Genomic DNA, 23,553 nt, shown 5'->3' on the forward strand with positions numbered 1-23,553 from the left:
GGCGCGCGCCGCGCCAGCCGAGCACGGCCAGCAGCAGCGCCAGGGCCAGGCCCCACAGCGCCAGCGAGGTCTGCAGGCGCCGCACCGGCGCCATGGCGGCGCTTGCATCCTGGCGCACCAGCACCATCCAGCCCAGGCCGGGATAAGCTTCGTAGCCGCGCGTGCGCGCATAGCCGACCAGGTAGTCATGGCCGTCGGGCCAGTGCTCTTCGCCGTAGCCGGCCGGCTGCAGGCGCGCCTGGGCCAGGCTGGCGCCGGGCAAGGTCTGCTCCAGCAGGTCCTCCGGCCCTGCCAGCACCTTGCCCTCGCGCGCGACCAGCAAGGCATCGGCCGGCAGCAGCTGGTGCGCCCAGTTCCAGTGCAGTTCGGCGCCCAGCACGCCGGCCGGGCGGCCCGCGCTGTCAAAGTAGGGAAACGCCAGGTCGAGCACGCGCAGCGGGCGGCTGCCGTGGGCCGGCAGCAGTTGCGCCAGCTGGGCGTCGGCGTGTACGTCGTGCACATACACACCCTTGGCCGCCTCGCCCATCCAGGGCCGCTGCGCCAGGTTGGCGCCTTCCAGCACATGGCCGGTCGCGGCCTGGACCGTGCCGGCGGCATCGGCCAGGCCGATCCAGGCATACAGGGGATAGGTGCGCTGCAGCTCTTCCAGCAGCTGGCGCCGCGCAGTGGCGCCGTCGAGCTGGGCGGCGCGGCGCGCCAGCAGCTGCACTTCGCGATAGCGTTCGAACATGGCTGCGTCGAGCTGGTCGGCATGGTCGCTGGCGCGCTGCGCCAGGCTCTGCCCCAGGCTGGCTTTGAGCTCGGCAGCCGTACGCCAGCCCAGGCCCCACACCGCCAGCGCTGTCAGCAGCAGCACGGCGGCGGCCAGCGCCGCGGCCAGCATGGCGCCCAGGCCGAAGCGGTCGCGCAGGGGGCGTGCGGGCAAGACTTCCTCAGGCATGGCGGCTCCGCTATTCCGATGCCCAGAGTATAACCGACTCGCCCTCGGAAAGTTGCCTGAAAGTCTTGCCTGCGACTTAATTAATGCACTTTACTTAATGCACCTTACGTCCGCTGCGCGCCTTCTGCGCCTTGGTTTCGCCGTGCTCGCGGCGCTGCTTGTTGACGATGCGCGCCGCGACTTCCTCTTCGCGGCCGGGATAGCGGTGCTCCTGCTTGAAATCCTGCTTGAGTTCCTTGTATTCGCGCTCGCGTTTCTGGCTGGCTCCTCGTGGCATGATGGCCTCCTCGTGTGGCGTCCTGCCATCATGCTAGCGAAAGTGGGACGGACACAGCGCACCGCACTTTCACTACTTGATCGACATGCAACGCAATTGCCAAGACAATCACGCCATCACAACCATGGAGAATTCGCATGCCGGACCACCACGCCAAGGCCCATCAACTGTTCATCCCCATCCTGTGGCTGCTGCTGCTGATGGCCTTCGGCCTGGCGCCCTGGTACGGCACCTGGAAGCCGGCCCTGCTGGCCGGCTTGCCGGCCGCGCTCATCCCCACCCTGCTTGCCTGGCGATCGCCGCAGGCCCTGGCCAGCCGCATGGCCGTGGCCCTGGCCTGCATGGCCTTCTGCGCCCTGCACATCCACCAGGCGATGGGCATGATCGAACTGCATTTCGGCATTTTCGTGCTGCTGGCCCTGCTGGTGGTCTACCAGGACTGGCGCATCATTATCGGCGCGGCCGCTTTCGTCGCCGTCCACCACCTGCTGTTCAACTTCCTGCAACAGGCCGGCTTCGGCACCGTCTGCCTGCATACGCCGTCGCTGCCGGTCATCATCGTGCACGCGCTGTACGTGGTCGTCGAAACTGGCGCGCTCTGCCACTTCGCCATCAGCTTCGCCCGCCAGCGTGCGCAGAGCGAGGCCGACCGCACCAGCCTGCAGGCCAGCTTCGACCGCATGCACAACACGGTGACGCAAGCCCACGTCGGCATCGATGCCATCAGCGCAGCGGCGCACGCCATCGCCAGCGGCAACCGGGACCTGTCAGGCCGCACCGAGCAGCAGGCCGCCGAACTGCTGCGCACCGTGGCGACCGTCGAGCAGCTGGCGCAGACGGTGCGCCAGAACGCCGACGATGCCTGCGCCGCCAGCGAGCTGGTGACGGCCGCCTCCCAGGTGGCCGTGCAGGGCGGCGCCATGGTGGCCCAGGTGGTCGCCACCATGGGCGCCATCCACGACAGCGCGCGCCGCATCCACGACATCATCGGCGTCATCGACAGCATCGCCTTCCAGACCAATATCCTGGCCCTGAATGCGGCGGTGGAAGCGGCGCGCGCCGGCGAGCAGGGGCGCGGCTTTGCGGTGGTGGCCAGCGAGGTGCGCAGCCTGGCCCAGCGCAGCGCCGCCGCCAGCCAGGAAATCCGCCAGCTGATCGGCGACTCGGTGCACAGGGCGCAGGAAGGCAACCAGCTGGCCGGCGCCACCGGCCAGGTGATGGACAAGCTGGTGGGCTCGGTGCAGCAGGTGGCAGGCTTGATGCAGGCCATCACGGCCGCCAGCCGCGCGCAGACGGCCGGCATCGAGCAGGTGACCGCCGCCGTCAGCGGAATGGACCAGGTTACGCAGCAGAACGCCGCCCTGGTGCAGCAGGCGGCCAGTGCCTCGGCCAGCATGCTGGAACATGCGCGCCGCCTGGCCCGGCTCATGGGGGCTCAGGGCGCGGCCGGCCAGCGTGCGCTGGCCTTGCGTTAATGCTCTAGAACTGTTCGACCCAGGCCGCCAGCTGCGAAGGCGTCAGCGCCGCGTCGGCCTGCACCAGGCGGCATTCCACGCCTTGCGCGCCGCCGGCCATCTGCAGGGCGGCGCCGCGCTTGCCCAGCCACAGCAGGCAGGCCAGCCAGAACGCGTGCTGCGACGACACCGGCGCGCTGGTCGGCGTTTCCAGGAATTCGGTCAGCTGCGAAGCCTGCAGGAACAGGGCTTGCTCCGCGTCGAGCGCGCGGAAGGTGTGGCCGAAGGTTTCGGCCAGCAGCGCGAACACATGCGCCGCCTCGGCATCCGGATAGCGCGCTTCCAGGTCTTGCAGGTGGTCGCGCACGGCGCAGCCGAAAGCGGCGCTGCGGAAGGCTTCCGAGCTGATCAGGTCGGAATGGTCCAGCATCAGCCAGTCCGGCTCGGGCGGCGTCATGCCGGCGCTGAGGGCGCCGGCCAGGTAGCTTTCCACCGGCACGAAAGACGGGCCGGAGGACAGGCTGGCCGCCAGCGTGTACAGGGTGCCGACGCGGCTGGCCACGGCCTGCTTCTGGCGCACCAGCAGCTTTTCGCGCAGCAGCTGCGAATGCTCCTTCTGCAGCTTGGCCAGGGCCAGCGCCTGCTTCAGTTCCATGCGCAGGGCCGCGATATCCCACGGCTTCTGGATGTAGCGGTGGATCTGGCCCTGGTTGACCGCGTCGACCGTGTGTTCCAGTTCCGAATAGGCAGTGGTCAGGATGCGCACGATGTGCGGATAACGGTCCCACGCATAGAACAGCAGTTCATTGCCGTAAGCGCCGGGCATGCGCTGGTCGGACACCAGCACGGCGATGTCGTCGGCATGCTCGTCGAGCATGCGCTTGCCCTCTTCCACCGACTCGGCCACATACACGGGCGCCAGCGAACCCAAGGCGCGCTGGAAGTATTTGAGGGCGGTCGCTTCGTCGTCGACGTACAGGATCGCCGGCGCTTGTTTAGTCGGTTGTTCGGTCATGCTGGTTCCTTCTCTAAATCCGGGAAATTCATGGTGACGGTGGTGGAGCAACCCTGTTCCGACTGCACCCGCAGGTGGCCGCCGAACGATTGCATCACGCGGTTGCAGAAGATCAGGCCCCAGCCGCTGCCGCCTTCGGCGCCGTGCATGGACACCGGGTCCAGCAGCAGTCGGTTGAGCAGCGCCGGCGCGATGCCCGGGCCGTTGTCTTCCACGATGATGAAGGGGCGCTGGTCCACGCCCACAGTGATCCTGATGCGCGGATCGGGATGCTGCTGCAGTGCGCGCAGCGCATTACTGAGCAAGGACGACAGCACCAGCGCCACGCAGTTGGGCGAGGCGCGCACGGTGAAGTCGTTGAGCACGTCGACTTCGACGATCTGGCGCTGGCCCACGGCCAGCGGGTACACGCCCAGCAGCGCGCTGACCATCTGCTGCGCGCTGCCGCTGCCCAGGCGCGCCGCCGCCGGCACCACGCTGGCGCGCTTGACCGACTCCACGAAGGAGGACAGCACCGACAGGCAGTAGCGCGCGTTGTCGTTCATGTGCGCCGCGGCGTTGCCGATGTCGGCCTTGAGCGGCAGGCCGTTGTCGGCCCCCTGGCCATTGACGCGGCGCTGGATATTGCGCGCGAAATTGGCGATGGTGGCCAGCGGGGTATTCAGTTCGTGCGCCAGGAAGGCCACGGTTTCCTCGATGGCCAGCAGGCTTTGGCGGCGCATGGCGCGCTCGCGCGCGTTTTCGCTGGCCAGGCGCAGCGCATGGCGCACGGTATTGGTGTCGAGCGGCTTTTCCAGGATGCGGAAGATGTCGCCGCCGTTGATGGTCTCCAGCAGCACTTGCTTGTCGGCGTAAGCCGTGACCAGGATGCGCACCAGGTGCGGGTAGTCGCGCTCGACCTGCGCCAGCAGCTCGCCGCCGACCCGGCCCGGCATGCGGTAGTCGGTCACCAGCACGTCCACTTCATTATCGGGCCGGGCCAGGATTTCCAGCGCCTCGTCCACGCCGGGCGCGGTCAGCACGGTGAAGTCGCCCTCCACGGCGCGCGCGAAGTATTTGCGCGCCAGTTCCTCGTCGTCGACGTAGAGCACGGTGGTTGGCTGGGCAGGCTGGTTCATTTCTCGCCTCCCGTCACACGCGGCAGATCGAAGGTGAATTTGGTCCATTCGCCGGGCGTGCTTTCGGCCGCCAGCACGCCGCCGTGGCGCTGGATCACGCTGTAGCAGATCGACAGCCCCAGTCCCAGGCCCTGCCCGACTTCGCGCGTGGTGAAGAAGGGCTCGAACACGCGGCCGATATTTTCCGGCGTGATGCCGGGCCCGTTGTCGCGCACCGTGACCTTCAGGCGCTCGCCGCGCGACTCGGCATAGATATCGATGCTCGGCTCGCGGGTGGCGCCCTTGCGCATCGCCAGCGCCGCGTTGCTGAGCAGGTTGATCAGCACGCCGATGATGGCCGCCTCGTCGCCGCGCACCAGGGTGTCCGGCTGCAGGTGGCGGTTGACCTTGATCCCCTTGATCTCGTGGCCCACCAGGCGCACCGACGATTCGAGCGCGCGCTCGAACAGGAATTGCGCGCTTTCGTGGTCGGTGCCGGACTTGCGGTAGGCGAAGGTCTTCAGGTCCGACACGATGTACTGCACGCGCTGCATGCCGGACTTGGCGTCGGTCAGGCATTCGTGCAGCACCTCGTTGGACTTGGCCGCCGGTTCTTCCATCGCGATGTCGATCGCCATCATGCAGAAGTTGACCGGGTTGTTCACCTCGTGCAGCAGGCCGGCGGCCAGGGTGCCCAGCGCCGCCATTTTTTCCTGCTGCAGCATCTGGCCCTTGATCTCGGCCAGGCTGCGGTTGTTTTCTTCCAGCTGGGCGTTCTTGTCGGCCAGCTCCGCCTTCAGCTGGAACAGGTTGAAGCGCGCCTGCTCGTTGAAATAGGTGCACACCGCGCTGGCGATGGCGCTGAAGGCGAGCAGCAGCGAGTTCACGGCAAAGGCGCCGCCGCCCGGCGCATGGCCGTCGTGCACCCAGCACGCCGCCGCGTACAACAGATAGGTCAGCAGGCCCAGGGTCAGGTTTTGCCACATGCGGAAGGCAAAAGCGATGGCCGAGGCGAACACGCCCAGGTTCAGGCCGGCGTAATAGATGGAGGAAGCGCCTTCGGTGACGGCGATCATCCAGGCGATCATCACTTGCGGCAGCATCAGCCAGGTAAAGCTCATGGCTTCGACGTTGCGCGCGCCCCAGGGCGTGCGCATCAAGCCGATGATGGCGAGGATGCCCAGCGAGCACAGCACGCGCGCCAGCGTGAATTCCAGCAGATGGGCGGGGTACAGGCTGTAATCGAGCCCGATGCCGAGCAGCACCAGGGCGATGCCGGTCCAGGCGCCGCCGCGGCTGAAGCTCAGGCGGTAGCTGCGCAAGTCCGATTCATAAGCCCGGTGCAGGGAAAGGCTCATGAATTTTCCCAGGGCAGGTGCCGGTCCGGTCATGGCAGCGACGCTTCGGCAAAGACATTGACGCCGGTCGCATCGACATAGGTGGTCCGCGCGCGCGACTGGGGCGGCAGCAGCTGCTCCATTTTCGCTTCGTCGCGGTAGATCAGGTACCACTCCAGCAAGTGTTCCATGCCGGGACGTTCCGGGTTGCTGGAATGGACATTGGTCACCAGCAGCCGGCCGCCGCTCTTCATGCAGGAGGCGAAGTAGCTCAGCAGGCGGCTGCACACCTTGTCCGACAGGTAGTCGAACAGGCCGGCGCAGTACACCACGTCGAAATCGGCGCCCACCTGCGGGCCGTCGACGCGGCGCTTCAGCAGGTTGTGCACCGAATCCTGCACGAAGCGGATGTCGGGCTGGCGCGCCAGCCCGGCGCTGATGGCGGCCAGTTCGCCGCGGGTCCAGGCCAGCGTCTCTTCGCTGAAGTCGACCAGTTCGAACGAGAGCCAGTGCGGCTCGTCGTACTCGCGCAGGAAGCGCTGGATTTCCTGGGCCGGGCCGCAGCCCACGTTCAGCACGCGGAACGGACGTCCCGTGCGGCGCGCGGCGTCGGCGTGGCGCTTCAGGAAGTCGACCAGGATATCGATACGGTTGCGGTGCGCCACCGCCACCGCCGTCTGCAGGAAGGCGGCGTTGACGATCTGGAAGTAGGTGCTCGGGCCCTGGCGCGCGTCGCCCAGGATCTGGTTCACCATCTGGTAGTCGCCGGCATAGCCCAGCGGCTTGCTGAAGGTGCGGAACACGAAAGGCGCGCGCAGGATCAAGGGATGCAGCGCGGCCTGGGCAAAAGCGCGGTGGGCGGCGGCGGCTTCCTGCTCGACCATCGCCGCTTCGCGGTTCAAATCGTCGAAATAGCGGCGCACGCGCACGATCAGCGGCTGCGCCAGCTCGGCGAACACGTCGGCGCGCAGGCGGCCGCCCTCTTTCGGCAGCGAGTCGGACAGGTCGACCTGCTCCACCCAGCGCGCCACTTCGGCCAGATAGGCGCGCATTTCATTGACGGCAATCTGGTAGTCGCGGCGGATGCGGAAGCGTTCGTCCCAGTCCAGCACGAACTTGCTCGCTTCGCGTCCCACCGCCCCCGGCAGCAGCACCACTTCGCTCAGCTCGCGCCATTCGTCGATCAGGGTGACCGACACCACGGCCGTCAGGCCAGTGTTCACCATGCTGATCACCACTGCCTTGCCAATATAGGCGCTGGCCGTGCCCATGCGCACGGTCAGCTCGCTTAACACCTCGCTGACCTGCACGATGGAATACGGGTTATACACTTCCATCACCAGCGATTTGCGCTGGAGCGTCACGATGGTGCCGCGGACGGCTTCACCCTGCGTGTTGAGGAAACTGACGACCGGATCGATTTGCGCCTGTGAATACACTGTTCGGAACTAATTGGTTGCCGTTAATTAAATCGAGTGTACTCAGTTGTGAAGCAAATCGCAATGTTTCCCCTAAGAGAAAACGAAATTCGATAAAAGGGATTAATTGCGGTGGGGCCAAAGATTTTATTGGATTAACAACAATTGTTACCGAAAGTACGCTGCCGCACAGACGCGACCATTGCCCGCTGCCACACTGCCAGCAAGGCTTGGGGGAATACGATGGAGCACACAGTGAAGCATGCGGTTGATCAATTGGGCAAGCTGCCAGCGGCGGAAGCGGAACGCGCGGAATTTCATGCGCGCTTCGCCCGCAGTTTCAACGATCCGCGCTTTGACGGCTTGCGCGATGCCGTCGCTGCCCTGGAAGAACTGGCCTGGCGCCAGTACTGCGAGCAGCGCCAGGACCGGGGGCCGCATTAGGCAGTTTTCGCCAGCAGCTCAAGGCGGCCGGCCAAGCGCTCAGCCATCTGGGCCTGGGTGAAGCCGGCGTAGCGCGTGGCCATGCCGCGCGCCGCCATCAGGGTACGGCCATCCATCAGCAGGCTGCGCACCACGCTGCGCCAGTCCACTGTGCCCGGCAGGCGCCCGCCATTGATCGCCACCCCCGACTGCTCCAGGCGCGCTGCCAGCAGGTAGCGCTCAAGCTGGGTTGGCAGCAGCAGCATCGGCACCCCGCCCAGCAGCGAGTGCGCCACCGTGCCCTCGCCCGCCTGGCTGACGCAGATGCGCGCCTCGGCCATGGCGCCGGCCAGGTCGACCGGCCCGCGCGCATAGGCCAGGCTGGTGGCATGCACCGGCGGCACCGCGCCGGCCGCGACTTCGGGCTGGTAGCACAGCACGCGGCAGCCTTCCATCACCAGCGCATGCAGCACGGCGACATGGGCCGGATGCTCCTGGCGCAGGTAGACGAACACCTTGTGCCCGTGGCCCGGCGGCCATTGCGGCGCCTCGCCGGCCGGCGAAACGAAGGCCGGGCCAAACCATTGCTGCGATTCGGCAGGCCGGCCGTAATGGTCGGTTTCCGGCCAGGCGCACAGGAAGTGCTGGCGCCCCAGCAGCGCGTCAGCCGCCTGTACGTACGGCACGCCGCCGTGGTGCACCAGCACCGTGTTCATGACCTTCAGGATGTGGATCTCGGCGCCGGCCAGGCGCGCCAGGTCGACTGCTTCCCACGGGCGGAAATTGGGCAGCGGCTGGCCGGCCGGCGGCAGGGTAAAACCGGCGCCGATCGCCGCCGTCGGGATATCCATGCTGCGCGCCGCCAGCAAGGCGGTCGGCGCAAATTCGGCCACCACCACGTCGGGCTTCAGCAATTCCAGCGCCGAGCGCCAGCCGCGCACCAGGGCGTCCAGCGTCTGCGCCTCCCGGTAGCCGGAGGCGAGCATGATCTCGGCCAGGCTGGAAGCGTGCTGGGCCGTGCTGTGCAGCCACAGCGGCGCCTGCAGCATCTTCACGTCCAGGTCGCCGAACAGGCGGCGCGCCGGACCCAGGTCGCGCACCGACAGGCTGACGGCGTGGCCGCGGGCCAACAGGGCTTGCGCAATGACCCGCAAGCGTCCCGCATGGGCGGCATCGCCGCCTAATTCCCAAGCCAGGTGGAAATGAGCCATGGATCAATTCACCCGACCAAGTGTCATTGCATTTTTCACATTATTTCCAATCATTGCTATGCCATGGATTTTAGAACACACTGGCAAACAGGTGTGCAATACTAGGCCATGGCCTCCTTCCGACTGCTACCACGGAGCTTGCGCGCGCGCATGACCTGCGTGGTTATCCTGCTCGTGCTTGCAGCCACCACCGTCGTCACCTGGATGGCGCTCTCGATGTCCGAAAGGGATATGAAGAGTGTCATCGGGCAACAACAGTTCAGCCTCCTGTCCCTGGCCGCCGCCAATATCGACGAGCAGCTGGCCGGCAAGCGCACGCTGCTGGCCTCCATCGCCGACGACGTGCCGCCGCGCCAACGCACGCCGGCGGCCATCCGCGCGGCGATCGAGCGCCATGCTTCCGCAGCCGAGGAATTCGCCAACGTCGCCGCCTTTGACGCCAATGGCCGCTTCCTGGCCAGCCTGCGTCCGCCGCTGCAGGACAATCCCTCGGTCAAGGACCGGCCCTATTTCGAACAGACCCTGGCGCAAAAGCGCGCCATCATATCGCCTCCGCTGCGCGGACGCGTGTCCAGTTTGCCGGTGGTGGTGCTGACCCATCCCATCATCGATAGCGGCGGCGACGTCCAGGCGGTCCTGGTGGGCAGCATCGACCTGCTGAACTCCGACTTCTTCCAGCACTTCAATACCATGAAGCCAGGCAAAACCGGCTTCATGTTCATCATGACCACCGAGGGTATCCTGGTCAATCATCCCAACAAGGGGCGCCTGCTGGAGCACATCAACGCGCGGCCTGGCGTCAACCTGGGTACGCAGCGGGCACTGGACGGCTTTGAAGGATGGTTGGAAGCGACCAACAAGGATGGCGTGGACGGGATTTATTCCTACAAGCGGCTGAACACCACCAACTGGATCGTGGGGGCGCGCTACCCGACCGACGAAGCCTTCGCCCCGATGATCCGCATGCGCCAGCAAGCCGTGCTGGCGGCCACGCTGTTTGCCGCGGTAGCCGGCCTGCTGAGCTGGAGCATGATCCAGGTCCTGCTGGCGCCATTGCAGAAGCTGCGCTCCAACCTGCATGCGATCCGCGCCCGCGGCGGCGATATCGGCCTGCTGCGCAGCCATGCGAAAGACGAGATAGGCGAGCTCAGTGAAGCGCTGTACGAATTGACTGCCGAACGCCAGGCGGCCCTGGAGCGGCTGGCCGAAAGCGAAAAACGGGCGCGCGTCATCGCCGACAATATCCCGGCCCTGGTGGCCTATATCGACCGCGAACTGCGCTTCCGCTTCACCAATGAGCATTACCAGTTCCTGCTGGGGATCGACCCGCGCCGCATGGTCGGCAAGCGCGTCGACGAAGTATTCGGGCCCGCGATGCTGGCGCGCTGGCAGGACTGCTTCGACATCGTGCTGGCCGGGCGCCGCATCCACGTCGAGCGGCTGGGGGAAGAGCTGGAACGCCACCTGCACCTGATGGTGGAACTGGTGCCGGACCTGGCGCCCGACGGCAGCGTGCCGGGCTTTTACATGATGTGCACCGACATCACCGAGCGCAAGACCGCAGAACTGGCGCAAGCGGCCAGCGAAAAGCGCCTGCGCCTGATCGCCGACCACCTGCCGGTGATGATCAGCGCCATCGACCGCGAGCACGTGCTGCAATTCGGGAATGCCACGTACCGCCGCTGGCTCGACACCGACCCCGACACCCTGCCCGGCCGCCCCATGGCCAGCGTTGCCGGCGAAGTGGCCTACCGGGAAGCGAAGCCCTGGCTGGAGCGCGCCTTCGCCGGCCAGGTGACCGATTACGAATCGACCGCCCGCCTGCACGGCGAGCCGCGCGTGCTGGAAACCACCTTCGTGCCCGACGTGCGCAAGGACGGCAGCGTGCCCTTCGTCTACGCCTTGACCACCGACGTCACGCGCAGCCGCGAAGTGGAGGCGGAACTGCTGCGCCAGGCACGCCGGGATCCGCTGACCGGCATCCCCAACCGGCGCCAGTTCGAAGACGTGCTGGACCAGGCGATCGAGCGCGTCCGGCGCCAGGACAGCCAGATGGCGCTGGCCTATCTCGACATCGACAACTTCAAGCATATCAACGATAGCCTGGGCCATGCCGGCGGCGATGAGGTGCTGAAGGAATTCGCGCTGCGCCTGACCGGCAATGTGCGCACCACCGACACCGTGGCGCGCCTGGCCGGCGACGAATTCGTGATCGTCTTCGAAAACATCCGCCACCCCGATGAGATCCAGCTGCTGGCGCAAAAAGTGATGGATGCGGTAGCGCCCGATTTCACGGTACTGGGCTCGCCCCTGCGCGTGACCACCAGCATTGGCATCGCACTGTATGCGGGCGGCACGGAAACCGCGGGAGGCCTGATCGGGCGCGCCGACATGGCGCTGTACGACACCAAGCGGCGCGGCCGCAACGGCTTCACCATCGACAGCGGGCGCGGCTTGCCGGAGGCGGCCGTTACGCGGCCTTGAGCAATGCGATAAAGCGCCGGCCGGCAGGCCCCGGCGGCGCATCCTTGCGCCAGCACGCGTACATCGAAAATGCCATGCCCAGCACCGGGCTGGCTTCCAGCGCCAGTTCGACCAGTGCTCCATCGGCCAGTTCGTCTTCCACCATATGGCGCGGCATGCCGCCCCAGCCCAGGCCCGCACGCAGGAAGGCATGCTTGGCGCCGAGGTCGGCCAGGCGCCACCCCTGCTGGTTCACCACGCCGAACTGGCGCCCTTCGGTCAGCCTGGAACGGTCCGTCAGGATCAGCTGCACATGCTTTGCCGCCTCGCTGCGCGCAATCGGCGCCGGCATGGCGGCCAGCGGATGTCCGGCCGCCGCCACCGCCACCAGCGGCACTTCGAACAGGAAATCGGTCAGGCACTCGGCCGGCACGTCAGGATAAGAGCCCACCACGGCCAGCCGGCAGCGGCGCTCCAGCAAGGGCTGCACCACCGCGCCCAGCGCTTCGACGTCAAGCCGCAGCGGCGTACCGGGAAATTCGTGGTGGAAGGCGCGCACCGCCTCGGTCAGGCGTGCGATGGGGAACATGACGTCGACAGCGACCGAAAGTTCCGCCTCCAGTCCCTCGGCCAGGGTGCGCGCCTTGGCCTTGAAGCCATCCATGCTGCTGGCGGCGGCGCGCGCGCTGTCGAGCAAGGCGCGGCCCTGCTCCGTCAGGCGCGGATAGCGCCCGCTGCGGTCGAACAGCGCGAAACCGACTTGCTGCTCCAGGTTGGCCAGCGTCTGGCTGACGACCGACTGGGCCCGGCGCAGCTTGCGTCCCGCTGCAGAAAAACTGCCTTCTTCCGCCGCGGCGATAAAGGTCCGCAATTGGTCCATCGACATTGCATCGAGCATATGCCATCCTGTGTTGGTCGCCTGGCGGGCGATTCTACACGACCGTGTAAGACTGGTCTTACATCGTGGCGCGCTCCGCTCTGCTAGGAAACCTAGGCTTGCACTTGGATACTGGTTGACATGATGACCACACTTCCTCTCAGCCGAAGCGCACAGGGCGCCGCGGGCGGCCCGTCGCGCCAACTCTATATGCTGCTGCGCGAGGCGCCCGACTGCGCGCAGGCGACAGCCTACCTGCAGCGCCGGCTGGCCGAAGCCGCTGCGCAGCCGCCGGCATGGAGCGGTGAATTCGCAGGCCTGGAAGCTTGGCTGGAACTGCGCGCCCGCACGCGCGCCGAAGAGTTGCGCCAATACCAGGCGGCCCGGCTGGAAGGGGCGCCGCGGCGCCACTTCGCCACGCTGGCGCAGGCGCGCCGCTTCCTGTGCGTACAGGCGCCAGGCCTGCTGGTGGAAGGGGCCTGGCTGCACGTTGTGCTCGACCATTGGCGCCAGCCGGCCTTCATGCCCCTGGTCAAGCTCTACCTCGATTACCTTGGCAAAGGCGTTCCGGCGACCAATCATGTTGCGCAGGTGAGACAGGTGCTGGCCGTCCAGGGCTGCAACAACTGGCAGGAATTGGAAGATGGCGGTTTCGTGCAGGGCGCGATCCGGCTCGCGCTGGCCAGCGCCGGCGAGCGCTATTTGCCGGAAATGCTAGGCTATCAGCTGGCCGTGCCGGACCAGCCGGCCGCCCAGCCTTCCCTGCTGCATGAACTGGCCGAACTGGGTGTCGCGCTGCCCGCGCCGCCGCAATCCGATACGATCGTGCTCAATGTCCTGCGCGCCTTGCTCGGTGGAGACGAGCCGGCGCAAGTCACTGACTTCCTGATGCGGCTGGAGCTTGGCTATGCACTGGGCCGGATTGGCTTGCAAACCCTGCCGGCCACGCCGGAAGACGGTGCACCGCAGGATCCCCCGGCGCCTGGCGCCATTGCCGCCATGTTTGCCGCTCCGCCGGCCGGCACCGCCGCTGCCGCCGGGGATGGCGGCAGCGAAGCTGCCGCCGTCGAAGAACCGCGCGCAATCTTGCGCCACGCATTTCCAGCCGACGAGCACGCGTGGGAAACCATCACCAGCGATCTCGGTTTGCTGGAGGCGCAGATCGCGGCCTGCGCCAGCAAGGCCGAAGCGATGACAATGCTGGCTCGCCACATGGGCCCAGCCGCGCACCACCAGCCGCTAGGCTTGATGGCGGCACGTGTCTATTCGCAGCTGTTCGCGCTGGCATGAATCGGCATGGCCCGCTGTCATAGGCGCCCGATCCGCATATTGACTGGCCAGGATACGGGACGCTTTCGGTCCGGATTGCCCCACAGCGCTGCGAACTCGTTGGCGAACGCCATCAAGACCGCTTCGTTCCCGTCGTCCTTCGCCCTTTTCACCGCCGACCAGGTCAGCATGTAGCCGAGGAACTCGGACAGATGCCACTCGACGTCGATGTTCAGGGCGGGCGGCGTGATCTCATCAAATGGAAATTCAATCGTCGCGTACCCCGAGTCGACCAGCTTTCGCTCGGGCGGCCAGTAAGGGCCGACCTCCTCCCGGTAGAAGCGCTGGAAACGCTCATTCAGCGACGCTTCGAGCTTCAGCACGCCGTAACTGATCAGCGCCACTACCGCGCCGGAAGCGCCTACCCGGCGCACTTCGCGGTAAAAGGCCGGCAGCTCGAACCAGTGCGCCGCCTGCGCTGCGGTAATCAGGTTCGCACTGCCGTCCGCCAAGGGAAGCTCCTCCGCCGCGGCGCATTGAAATTCGATCCGGCTGCCCGGCGCGGCATTTGCTATCTGGTCCTCGCTCGGATCCAGCCCGACAACGCGTTCGAAATACGGGACTAACAGCTGCGTCAATTGGCCATTGCCACAGCCCACATCGACGGCGACCCGGTGTTCGGGCGCCAGCTCAGCAAGGTAAGTCCCGAGTTGCCGTGGGTATTCGGGACGGAAACGCGCATACGCTCGTCCGCCCTGCTCAAACCAGTTGGTCATGATGATTCGCTCCTTTCTTTGGCGGCAGCAACCCGTGCGGAAAATCCTTCACGCTCCAGCGCATTCGCAGCCGCATCCAACGCCTGCATCAGGGGAAAACCAATTTCCGCCTCCAGCGTGGCAATCGCGGCGAACGTCGCCTTCCAATGCTGTTCGAGCTGGACGCAAAGCTTGCGGCCTGCGGCCGTGAGCAGGAGCGCGCTCTTGCGCCCATCGTCAAGGGCACGGCGCGTAAGCAGTCCGTCGTTTTCCATCAGAGCGACTGTCTGGCTGATCGCCCCCTGCGTCAACCGGGTGCGCTCCGTGATGTGAGTCACGGTCTTGGCGCCTGCATTCAGCGCCCTGAGTACCGGCGTGTAGCGCGCCCTGTAGTTGAGGCGCATGGCCTGGTAATGTTCTTCCGCGCCCTGCTCAACGAGTTCGTTGACATAGCGCAGCAGCTCGCCCAGGCCCGGGGGCAGTCTGGTATCCATGCAAAGCATAATACATTAGCGCTAATGGACTTTCAAGCGGCGCGGCCCGTGGTGGTATGCTCCCCGATATTGCAAATCAGGGAGTTTCCGTGTCCTTCGTAGAAAACCTATTCAAACTCAAAGAAGCGGGCAGCGATGTGCGCACGGAAGTTGTGGCAGGCTTCACGACCTTCCTGACCATGGCCTACATTATTTTCGTCAACCCGGCGATCCTGGGCGACGCCGGCTTGCCGAAAGAAGCGGTGTTCGTCGCCACCTGCCTCGCCGCTGCACTGGGCACGGCCATCATGGCCTTGTATGCCAACTATCCGATCGGCATGGCGCCCGGCATGGGCCTGAATGCCTACTTCGCCTACGCCGTGGTGCTGGGCATGGGCATCAAATGGCCGGTGGCGCTGGGCGCGGTATTCATTTCCGGCTGCCTGTTCCTGGTCGTCAGCTTGCTCGGACTGCGCGAAGCCATCGTCAACGGGATTCCGCGCTCGCTGCGCATTGCGATCACGGTCGGCCTGGGCTTGTTCCTCGGCCTGATTGCCCTGAAAAGCGCAGGGATCGTCATGGCCAATCCGAATACCATGGTGACCGTGGGCGACCTGCACAAGCCGCCGGCGCTGCTGGCCGTGGTGGGATTCCTGCTGATCGTTACGCTGGACCGCCTGAAAATACGGGGCGCAATCCTGATCGGCATCATGGCCGTGACGGTGCTCAGTTTCTTCTTCGCCGGGAATAGCTTCCATGGCGTTTTCTCCGCGCCGCCGTCCCTCGACGCCACCTTCCTCAAACTCGATGTGCCGGGCGCATTGGGCGTCGGCGTGCTCAATGTGGTGCTCGTATTTTTCCTGGTCGAACTGTTCGACGCTACCGGCACCCTGATGGGCGTCGCCAGCCGCGCCGGCCTGCTCGTCAGCGGCAAAATGCAACGCCTCAACAAAGCCCTGCTGGCCGACAGCACCGCCATCGTGGCCGGCTCCATCCTCGGCACTTCCAGCACCACCGCCTACCTGGAAAGCGCCTCCGGCGTGCAGGCCGGCGGCCGCACCGGGCTCACCGCACTGGTCGTGGCCTTGCTGTTCCTGGCATCCCTCTTCATCGCCCCGCTGGCCGGCGTCGTTCCGCCTTATGCAACAGCGCCAGCCCTGCTGTTCGTTGCCTGCCTGATGCTGCGCGACCTGGGCGACTTCGATTGGAACGAGACGACCGAATGCATCCCGGCCGCGATCACCGCACTGCTGATCCCGTTCACCTATTCGATCGCGCACGGCATCGCTTTTGGCTTCATCACTTATGCGGCGCTCAAGCTGCTGACCGGCCGCTTCCGCGAAGTGAAGCCGATTGTGTGGGTGATCGCCATCGTCTTCAGCTTCAAATACGCCTATATCGGCGCATAAACGCGCTGCTGGACCCTGATCTTCAGGACCCCGATCAGGTTACACAGCCGCATCCTCGCCAGCACGAGGGCATCTTCGCCCTCGGCTGCCACATCCAGGTCCAGGTTCATGCCGTGCACGCCCGGCGCCATGCGCATCGCATGGAGCTGGACGCCGCCGCGGCGCAGGGTTGCCAGCACAGCCTCGGCGGCATCCATCGAGGAGCAGCGGTCGAGGCGCAGGCGGAAAGTTCTCTGTTCGGTATGCATATGAAGATTATGCGGCTGGCCCGCCGGAATAGGCATCCAAAGTTTGCCTTGGTTTCCATGTAAAATAGAAGAATCTTCTTCATTTATCGGAAACCATGGAACAACTCGATGATATCGACCGCAAAATCCTGCGCGAGCTTCGCCGTGATGGCCGTTTAAGCAACACGAAACTGGCCGAAGCGGTAGGCCTGTCCACCACCCCATGCTGGAACCGGGTGCGGGCAATGGAGGAACGGGGCGTGATTGAAGGGTATACTGCGCTCCTGAGCCAGCAGGCCCTCGGCTTGCCGGACATCGTCATCATCGAAGTCACGCTGGACCGCCATGACGACGACATGCTGCACAAATTCGGCCTGGCGCTGGCCGAACTTCCCGAAGTCATGGAAGCCTACCTGCTGACCGGCGAATACGACTACCTGATCAAGGTAGCCGTGGCTGGAACGGCGGGTTATGAGGAGTTCCTGCGCCGCAAATTGTATAAACTGCCCGGCATCCGCCACAGCCGCTCGACCTTTGTCTTGCGCTGCCTGAAACGGGCGCATTCTGTAGAGCCCTGATAGAATTCAGTTATGAAATACCTGACGACCCTGATTTTGGCCTCTGGCCTGGCAGCCGGCAACGCCTTGGCAGCCGACGAAGACATCGAACATTCCAGCAACGTGATGGTTTCCGCCGAAGTCGGCGCGATCACCACCAGCGGCAATACCGCCGGCACCTCGGTGACCGGCCGGTTTGAAGTGTTGCAAGACTTGCCATTGTGGAGCAATGAGTACACCGGCAACGGCTACTTTAAGGAAGACCGCACCCGCGTGAACGGCGAGGAAACCAGCCAGCGTTCGGCGCAGCGCTACCAGCTTGGCGCGAAAGCCGGCTACAAGCTGCTGGAGGAAAACGCCACCCTGTTCGTGCTGGCCAACCATTCCGAAGACAAGTTCGGCGCCTACACCCGCAGCTCCAGCCTCGGCGTCGGTCACGGCTTCCGCTGGTACCAGTCCTCGAACAAGACCCTGGATATGGAAGCGGGCCCGGGCTACTTCAGCGCGACCCGCGCCAACGGCGAGAAAGAAAACGGCCTGGTGCTGCGTGGCCGTGCCGCCTTCCGCTGGAAACTCAGTGATAACGCCGCGTTCGCACAAATGCTGACGGTGGAGCGCGCCAGCTGGAACACGCACTCGACGTCGGAAACCTCGCTCAGCACCCGCATCAACGGCTCGATGCAGATGAAGGCCGCTTTCAGCGCCATCAATGACAGCAGCGTGCCTGCCGATAAGACCAACACCGATACCCAGACTTCGGTAACGCTGGTTTACTCCTTCTGATCCAGCTGCTTCTGCGTCTGGTACAACCGGGCGTAGATGCCGCCTTTGGCGAGCAGGGCTTCATGACTGCCCTCCTCCGCAATCGCGCCGGCCGCCATCACGACGATGCGGTCGGCGTTTTCAATGGTCGACAGGCGGTGTGCAATGACCACCGTGGTGCGGCCTTGCATCAGTTTTTCCAGCGCGGCCTGGACCTGGCGCTCCGATTCGGTATCGAGGGCGCTGGTCGCTTCGTCGAGGATCAGGATCGGCGCGTCCTTGTACAGCGCGCGGGCAATCGCCATGCGCTGGCGCTGGCCACCCGACAGGCGCATGCCGTTCTCGCCCACTTCGGTCTCGTAGCCCTGCGGCTGGCGCATGATGAAGTCGTGCGCGTAAGCGGCGCGGGCAGCCGCTTCAACGCGCGCCATATCCGGTGCCGGATCGCCGTATGCGATATTCGACGCCAGGGTGTCGTTGAACAGCACCACGTCCTGGCTGACCAGGGCAATCTGGCTGCGCAAGTCCGGCAGCCGGTATTCGCGCAAGTCAACGCCATCCAGCAGGATGCGGCCGCTGCTCACGTCATAAAAGCGCGGCAGCAGGCTGGCCAGCGTGGTCTTGCCACTGCCTGAACCGCCCACCAGGGCCACCGTTTCGCCGGCCGCGATATCGAGCGAAACGGAACGCAGCGCGGGCGGAGCTTCCGGATCGTCTTCGTTGTAGCGGAAGCCTACCTCTTCCAGCTTGATCCGGCCCTTGACGCGGTCGACAGCGCGCGTGCCGGTATCCGCCTCCATCGGCGCATCAATCAACCCGAACACCGATTCAGCGGCGGCCAGGCCCCGTTGCAGCGGTTCATTCAGCTTGGTCAGGTTCTTGATCGGGCCCTGCAAGGACATCAGGCAAGTGATGAAGGCGACGAATGCACCCGGCGTCAGCGCGCCTTCCTGCGCACGCAGCAAGGCGTAATAGATCACGGCCGACAGCGTCGCCCCGACCATCAGCATGATCAGGCCAGAGTTCATGGCAGCAGTCGTGGCATGCTTGACAGCCAGCTGACGATTCAGCTTCACCACGTCATCGAAACGCTTCTGTTCGTAGGCCTGGCCGCCAAAAATCTTGACGACGCGCTGGCCGCCTATGCTTTCGTCCAGGACGCGGGTCAGCTCGCCCATCGCATGCTGGGCGCTGGAACTGAGGTGGCGCATGCGGCGCGCCGCCACCGTGACCACCAGCGCCACCAGCGGCAGCAGTACGAGGCAGAACAGGGCCAGTTTCCAGTCGATATCGAACAGCGCGCCCAGGAAACCGATGACCGCCACCGAATCGCGCACGGCGATCGAGAACACGCTCAGGCCGGCCTGGGTCACCTGGGTTGCGTCGAAGGCGATGCGGGACAGCGTGGTACCGGTCGACGACTGGTCGAAATAGCGGTTCGGCAGCCGCAGCACACGGGCGAACATCTTTTCGCGCACATTGGCTTGCACGCGCTGGGTGAGCCACGCCGAACCATAATCGCCGGTAAAAGTACTGGCCATGCGCAGCAGGCCCAGCGCCATGATCAGGGCCGGGACCGCCCACAGCGCGGCAGCGCCGGGATCGGCCGGCAAGATGCGGTCAAGCCAGCCGTGGATCGCCGCCAGCGCGCCGCTTTGAGGCGCTGCGCTGGATAGGCCGTGCGGCTGCACCGCGTCGACCACGTTTTGCAGCTGGCGGATCAGCATCACATCCGTCAGCGATGCAACGCCCACGCCAATCAAGGTTGCGATGGCGACCCATTTATAGGGGAGGAATTCTTTTATCAGGCGGGCGTAGAGTTGGCGGCTTTGCACTTGGCTATAGGATTGATGGGCAACCCCGAATTGTACCAAAGCAGGAATCTGTGAACCGTGGCAGAATGGCCTGCCCCACAATGTTAAGGAAACGACCATATGCGCAACGATACGAAATTCCAGGCGCTGCACCAGGATGGCATCCTGCTGCTGGCCAATTGCTGGGATGGCGGCAGCGCCCGCATCGCAGCCCTTACCGGCGCCAAAGCCCTGGCCACCAGCAGCGCCGCAGTTGCCTGGGCCCATGGTTACGGCGACCGTTCCTTGCTGCCGACGGCCCTGTTGCTGGAGACCGTGCGCGATATCGTCCACGCGAGCGACTTGCCGCTGACGGTGGATATCGAGGATGGCTATTCGTCCGATCCGGAAGTGGTCGGCCAGCTGGTTGACCAACTGCTGAAGGCCGGCGTGGTGGGGATCAATATCGAAGACGGCGGCGATCCGCCGGAACTGCTGGCGCGTAAGATCGCCGCCTGCCGCGCGGTCGCGGACACGGCTGGCGTCCAGCTGTACATCAACGCCCGCTGCGACGTCTACCTGCGAGGCCTTGCCGAGCCGGGGGCGCTGCGTGTCGCAGAAACCTTGCGCCGCGCCGCGCTTTACCAGCAAGCCGGCGCCAGCGGCCTGTTTGCGCCGGGCGTCACCGACGAGGGCGAAATCGCTGCCCTGGCGCAGGGCAGCACGATGCCGCTGAACGTGCTGGCGCGCGTCAACCTGGCGTCGCCTGCCCGTTTGTCGGAGCTGGGCGTGCGCCGCCTCAGTGCTGGATCAGCCCCTGCGGAAGCGATGATGGGCCGGCTGCGCGCCCACATGGAGCGCTTCTTCCAGACCGGCGCCATCGATGATGAGCAGGCGCTGGGTTACGGCGCCCTGAATGAGCTGATGGCTACTCGACGATAGTTGCAGGTTCGCTCCAGTAGAAATACAGCTCCTTGGTGTGCCCTGGCAGCACCACCATGTCACGGCGCAGGACCTGGCCATCGGCCGCCGACGCAGTCACACGGTAGCGGCCGGGTTCCAGGTTGGCGTACATCAGCGGGCCGGCGTCGTTGGCATTGAGGTAGACCCGGCCTTTATTGTCCGCAATCTCGACTTGCACGTCAGAACGATAGACACCGCTGCCGCGCGTGGCGAAGGTCATGTGGACGTTGTAGTCCTCCTTGCTGGCGAGCATCTTGCCGCGTTCCTCCATGCCGACGCCGCCGGTCATGAATTGGGCTTGTCCTGCCGCAGTCGCGCTACCAAGGGCACCGCAGGCCAGGGTGAAGGCAAGAGTAATGTTGCGTATAAACATGATTCACTCCTTTCCTTTTACAGGCTTGCCGCCAGTATTCGCCTGTCGGGACCGGTGCGCTATCAGCCATCGCGTCGCAACTGTGTCGGGGAAAGCCTACAAAGCCCCTATTTAGAAACAAAATGAACTGTTAGACTCTAATACTTTTGCAAGCCACTGCAACAATATTGCCAGAAGAGCCACATAAAGCAGGGCATTAGGGGTTAAGTCATGTCGAATCGCAGGGCGCCGTTGCGCCCAACCTTGCTGGCCGCCGCCGTGGCCAGCGTCCTTTGCGCGCCTGCTTTGGCGCAAAGCCAAACTGAAGACCAGCTGCCGGAAGTCCTTGTGACTGCCCAGCGTGTGAGCGCACCCGAATCGCAGACGCCGGTCGCGATGTCGGTGCTGACGTCCGCCCAGCTGGACAAGCTGGGTATCGATAACGCCGCCGGTATCGGCGCGCGCCTGCCGAACGTACACCTGGACGGCGCAGCCGACGGTCTGCGCATCACCATCCGCGGTGTCTCCAATGCCGATGCCACCGAGAAAGGCGACCCTTCCGCCGCCTTCATGCTGGACGGCATCTATATTGCCCGCCCGCAGTTCCAGACCTTCAGCTTCCTCGACGTCGACCGCATCGAGGTACTGCGCGGCCCGCAAGGCACGCTGTATGGCCGCAATACCACCGCCGGCGTGGTCAACGTCATCAGCAACGCACCGGTACAGCAGCTGGAAGGCGCCGCCAGCCTGGCGCTTGGCAATTACAGCTCGCGCGTGGCGACCGGCATGCTGAACGTGCCCGTGAACGATGCGCTGGCGCTGCGCGCCGCCGTCGCGCTCGACAAGCACGACAGCTACCTGCGCAACGGCCAGGGTAGCGGGTATGAACTGGGCCAGGACCGTGACGACCGTTCCGCGCGCCTGTCGGCCAAGCTGGCGCTGGGCCGGTCGGCGTCACTGCTGCTGCGCTACGAACATGCCACGCAACACGGCAATGTCGACAACATCGTCCCCGACACCAATTTCTTCAAGGGCATCGAGACCGGCAAACCTGTGTGGTACGGCGCCAGCACCGGCGAGCGGCTGACCAACCGCTTCAAACCGTTCAACACGGGGCTTGAGCAAGGCTATAACCATAAGTCGTCGGACGCACTGGGCGCAGAGTTCTCGTGGAATCTTGGTGCGGCAACGCTGGACTATCTCGGATCGCACCGCAGGAACGAAAACGACTTCCTGGCCAACTTCTATTACCGTGTACAGCCGACGCTGGCGATCGGTGTGCACGAAAATTTCTGGGGCGACCAGCGCCAGGATTCGCATGAGCTGCGCCTGTCCACCAATGGCAGCGGACCGCTGAAAGCCCAGGGCGGCCTGTATTACTTCCGGGAAGAGTCGCACCAGCTGTATGTGTTCCGCGACCTGCAGATCCTCACTCCCCTGCACCTGCCGCCTTACTACGTGTTCCCGCACGGCCCGACGATCGCCCGCAGCAAGGCCGCCTTCGGCCAGCTGACATACAGCGTGCTCCCTGGCTTGCGTGCCACGGCCGGCCTTCGCTACACCCAGGACGACAAATCGCGGGTCGGCTCCACCAATTTCCAGCAGGGGCAAGATTTCAATGCGGCGACCGACTTCAAGCTCCTGAACGACGCCTCCCTGAACACCCACAAGATGACCTGGAAACTGGGCGCCGAGTACGACCTGGGGCCCACTGCCATGGCTTACGGGAGCGTGGCCACCGGCTACAAGTCGGGCGGCTTCAACGATGGCTGCGTGGCCGGGGCGAGCGCGCTGGGCCTTCCATGCCCGGCCGCGATCGCCGTTCCAGCCGACACCCTGCTCTATCAGCCGGAAACGCTGAAATCCTGGGAGGCCGGCGTCAAAGCCCGCTTCTGGGACAAGCGCGCCAGCATGCACCTGGCCGTCTTCAATTACGACTATACAAACCTGCAGCTGTCCGGCGTTGCCATCGTCGCGGGCGCACCGCGCTTCGTCACCCAGAATGCGGGCCAGGCCAGCGTCAAGGGCGTGGAACTGGATGGACAAGTGCGTGCCGGCGCTGCCGACAATTTCAGTTACGGCGTGACTTTGCTGGATGCCCATTACATCAGCTACAAGCCGGACGGCGTGACTTCCTGGGCCGGCGAGCCGCTCGACCGCGCCCCGCATTCGGTGCTGAACCTCGGCTGGGAGCATACCTTCCGCCTGCCAGGCGCCCAGATGTCAGCCGGCATCAATGCGCGCCGCAGCGCTGCCTACAACATCAGCGTTTCCAGCCAGCTGCTGCAGTACCGTATTCCGGCGCGCACCAGCAGCGACTTCAACGTGTCCTACCGCCCCGATGCCGGCAGCTGGAGCGTCATGGCGCGCGTGAAGAACCTGGAAAACAAGGTACAGCCGATTACGATCGACAGCTTCGGCATGAGCGTACCGAGCGATCCAAGGACTTTTGACATCCGTTTCGACTACCACTTCTGATGA

22 protein-coding genes are annotated in these 23,553 nt (G+C 65.1%); 9 read left to right on the forward strand and 13 right to left on the reverse strand.

Annotation, left to right across the window (positions count from 1 at the left end; translation table 11 throughout):
- Both GM658_RS04525 and GM658_RS04530 read right to left on the reverse strand, forming a co-directional pair.
- On the reverse strand, positions 1-940 hold a 940-nt coding region (locus GM658_RS04525; protein WP_170298666.1), incomplete at its 3' end, for a cache domain-containing protein.
- A 94-nt stretch (positions 941-1,034) separates the two neighbouring features.
- The gene (locus GM658_RS04530) at positions 1,035-1,217 is read right to left on the reverse strand and encodes a PIN domain-containing protein (RefSeq protein WP_155452822.1); all 183 of its coding nucleotides are present in this window, start codon (positions 1,215-1,217) and stop codon (positions 1,035-1,037) included.
- Positions 1,218-1,354: 137 nt separating this feature from the next.
- Between GM658_RS04530 and GM658_RS29650 the strand changes: the two genes are divergently transcribed.
- Entirely contained in the window at positions 1,355-2,692 is a 1,338-nt protein-coding gene (locus tag GM658_RS29650) for a methyl-accepting chemotaxis protein (protein WP_155452823.1), read from the forward strand.
- Positions 2,693-2,696: 4 nt separating this feature from the next.
- Here GM658_RS29650 and GM658_RS04540 read toward each other — a convergent pair whose 3' ends face one another.
- Genes GM658_RS04540 through GM658_RS04555 form a run of 4 tightly spaced genes read right to left on the reverse strand, consistent with a single transcriptional unit; the run spans position 2,697 to position 7,559 of the window.
- Positions 2,697-3,686 carry a response regulator gene (locus GM658_RS04540; RefSeq protein ID WP_155452824.1) on the reverse strand — a complete coding sequence of 330 codons (990 nt, stop codon included), beginning with the start codon at positions 3,684-3,686 and terminating at the stop codon, positions 2,697-2,699.
- On the reverse strand, positions 3,683-4,804 hold the full coding sequence (locus GM658_RS04545; RefSeq protein ID WP_155452825.1) for a hybrid sensor histidine kinase/response regulator: 1,122 nt from the start codon (positions 4,802-4,804) through the stop codon (positions 3,683-3,685). Before GM658_RS04545 ends, GM658_RS04540 begins: the two co-directional genes overlap by 4 nt.
- A complete protein-coding gene (locus tag GM658_RS04550; protein ID WP_155452826.1) occupies positions 4,801-6,141 on the reverse strand; it encodes a sensor histidine kinase in 1,341 nt (446 codons plus the stop codon). Before GM658_RS04550 ends, GM658_RS04545 begins: the two co-directional genes overlap by 4 nt.
- A 29-nt stretch (positions 6,142-6,170) precedes the next feature.
- Positions 6,171-7,559: a class I SAM-dependent methyltransferase gene (locus GM658_RS04555; RefSeq protein ID WP_170298667.1), complete on the reverse strand. Its 1,389-nt coding sequence runs from the start codon at positions 7,557-7,559 to the stop codon at positions 6,171-6,173.
- Between the two features lie 234 nt (positions 7,560-7,793).
- Between GM658_RS04555 and GM658_RS04560 the strand changes: the two genes are divergently transcribed.
- A complete protein-coding gene (locus GM658_RS04560) occupies positions 7,794-7,982 on the forward strand; it encodes a hypothetical protein (protein ID WP_155452827.1) in 189 nt (62 codons plus the stop codon).
- On the opposite strand, the gene GM658_RS04565 is transcribed toward GM658_RS04560, so the two are convergent.
- Positions 7,979-9,172 carry a glycosyltransferase gene (locus GM658_RS04565; RefSeq protein WP_155452828.1) on the reverse strand — a complete coding sequence of 398 codons (1,194 nt, stop codon included), beginning with the start codon at positions 9,170-9,172 and terminating at the stop codon, positions 7,979-7,981. The genes GM658_RS04560 and GM658_RS04565 overlap by 4 nt on opposite strands.
- A gap of 150 nt (positions 9,173-9,322) precedes the next feature.
- Between GM658_RS04565 and GM658_RS04570 the strand changes: the two genes are divergently transcribed.
- Positions 9,323-11,656: a diguanylate cyclase domain-containing protein gene (locus tag GM658_RS04570; protein ID WP_155452829.1), complete on the forward strand. Its 2,334-nt coding sequence runs from the start codon at positions 9,323-9,325 to the stop codon at positions 11,654-11,656.
- Here GM658_RS04570 and GM658_RS04575 read toward each other — a convergent pair.
- Entirely contained in the window at positions 11,643-12,533 is an 891-nt protein-coding gene (locus GM658_RS04575; RefSeq protein WP_155452830.1) for a LysR family transcriptional regulator, read from the reverse strand. The genes GM658_RS04570 and GM658_RS04575 overlap by 14 nt on opposite strands.
- Before the next feature lie 120 nt (positions 12,534-12,653).
- Between GM658_RS04575 and GM658_RS04580 the strand changes: the two genes are divergently transcribed.
- The gene (locus GM658_RS04580) at positions 12,654-13,802 is read left to right on the forward strand and encodes a hypothetical protein (protein WP_155452831.1); all 1,149 of its coding nucleotides are present in this window, start codon (positions 12,654-12,656) and stop codon (positions 13,800-13,802) included.
- Positions 13,803-13,819: 17 nt separating this feature from the next.
- On the opposite strand, the gene GM658_RS04585 is transcribed toward GM658_RS04580, so the two are convergent.
- Both GM658_RS04585 and GM658_RS04590 read right to left on the reverse strand, forming a co-directional pair.
- The gene (locus GM658_RS04585) at positions 13,820-14,557 is read right to left on the reverse strand and encodes a class I SAM-dependent methyltransferase (protein WP_155452832.1); all 738 of its coding nucleotides are present in this window, start codon (positions 14,555-14,557) and stop codon (positions 13,820-13,822) included.
- A complete protein-coding gene (locus GM658_RS04590; protein ID WP_155452833.1) occupies positions 14,554-15,030 on the reverse strand; it encodes a MarR family winged helix-turn-helix transcriptional regulator in 477 nt (158 codons plus the stop codon). The genes GM658_RS04585 and GM658_RS04590 overlap by 4 nt, the downstream gene beginning before the upstream one ends.
- Positions 15,031-15,086: 56 nt before the next feature.
- Between GM658_RS04590 and GM658_RS04595 the strand changes: the two genes are divergently transcribed.
- The gene (locus tag GM658_RS04595) at positions 15,087-16,418 is read left to right on the forward strand and encodes an NCS2 family permease (protein WP_155452834.1); all 1,332 of its coding nucleotides are present in this window, start codon (positions 15,087-15,089) and stop codon (positions 16,416-16,418) included.
- Here the strand turns inward: GM658_RS04595 and GM658_RS04600 are convergent.
- Positions 16,403-16,666, reverse strand: a complete 264-nt coding sequence (locus GM658_RS04600) for an ACT domain-containing protein (protein ID WP_155452835.1) — start codon at positions 16,664-16,666, stop codon at positions 16,403-16,405. The two genes, GM658_RS04595 and GM658_RS04600, sit on opposite strands and share 16 nt — an antisense overlap.
- 95 nt (positions 16,667-16,761) lie before the next feature.
- Between GM658_RS04600 and GM658_RS04605 the strand changes: the two genes are divergently transcribed.
- Together GM658_RS04605 and GM658_RS04610 are read left to right on the forward strand one after the other, a co-directional pair.
- Positions 16,762-17,223 carry an Lrp/AsnC family transcriptional regulator gene (locus GM658_RS04605; RefSeq protein WP_155452836.1) on the forward strand — a complete coding sequence of 154 codons (462 nt, stop codon included), beginning with the start codon at positions 16,762-16,764 and terminating at the stop codon, positions 17,221-17,223.
- A 12-nt stretch (positions 17,224-17,235) separates the two neighbouring features.
- Positions 17,236-17,985, forward strand: coding sequence for a DUF481 domain-containing protein (locus GM658_RS04610; protein ID WP_155452837.1), 750 nt, complete (start codon positions 17,236-17,238; stop codon positions 17,983-17,985).
- On the opposite strand, the gene msbA is transcribed toward GM658_RS04610, so the two are convergent.
- Entirely contained in the window at positions 17,973-19,799 is a 1,827-nt protein-coding gene (gene msbA, locus GM658_RS04615; protein ID WP_170298668.1) for a lipid A export permease/ATP-binding protein MsbA, read from the reverse strand. The two genes, GM658_RS04610 and msbA, sit on opposite strands and share 13 nt — an antisense overlap.
- A 99-nt stretch (positions 19,800-19,898) precedes the next feature.
- Between msbA and GM658_RS04620 the strand changes: the two genes are divergently transcribed.
- Positions 19,899-20,699 (forward strand): isocitrate lyase/PEP mutase family protein, encoded by an 801-nt coding sequence (locus GM658_RS04620; protein ID WP_155452838.1) that lies wholly within the window; start codon positions 19,899-19,901, stop codon positions 20,697-20,699.
- Here the strand turns inward: GM658_RS04620 and GM658_RS04625 are convergent.
- Entirely contained in the window at positions 20,686-21,093 is a 408-nt protein-coding gene (locus GM658_RS04625; RefSeq protein WP_155452839.1) for a carboxypeptidase regulatory-like domain-containing protein, read from the reverse strand. The two genes, GM658_RS04620 and GM658_RS04625, sit on opposite strands and share 14 nt — an antisense overlap.
- A gap of 210 nt (positions 21,094-21,303) precedes the next feature.
- Here GM658_RS04625 and GM658_RS04630 point away from each other — a divergent pair, with 210 nt between their 5' ends.
- Positions 21,304-23,550, forward strand: coding sequence for a TonB-dependent receptor (locus GM658_RS04630; RefSeq protein ID WP_155452840.1), 2,247 nt, complete (start codon positions 21,304-21,306; stop codon positions 23,548-23,550).
- Positions 23,551-23,553: the final 3 nt, after the last annotated feature.

The sequence above is a fragment of the Massilia eburnea genome (assembly GCF_009720745.1).
Classification (GTDB): Bacteria; Pseudomonadota; Gammaproteobacteria; order Burkholderiales; family Burkholderiaceae_D; genus Rugamonas; species Rugamonas eburnea.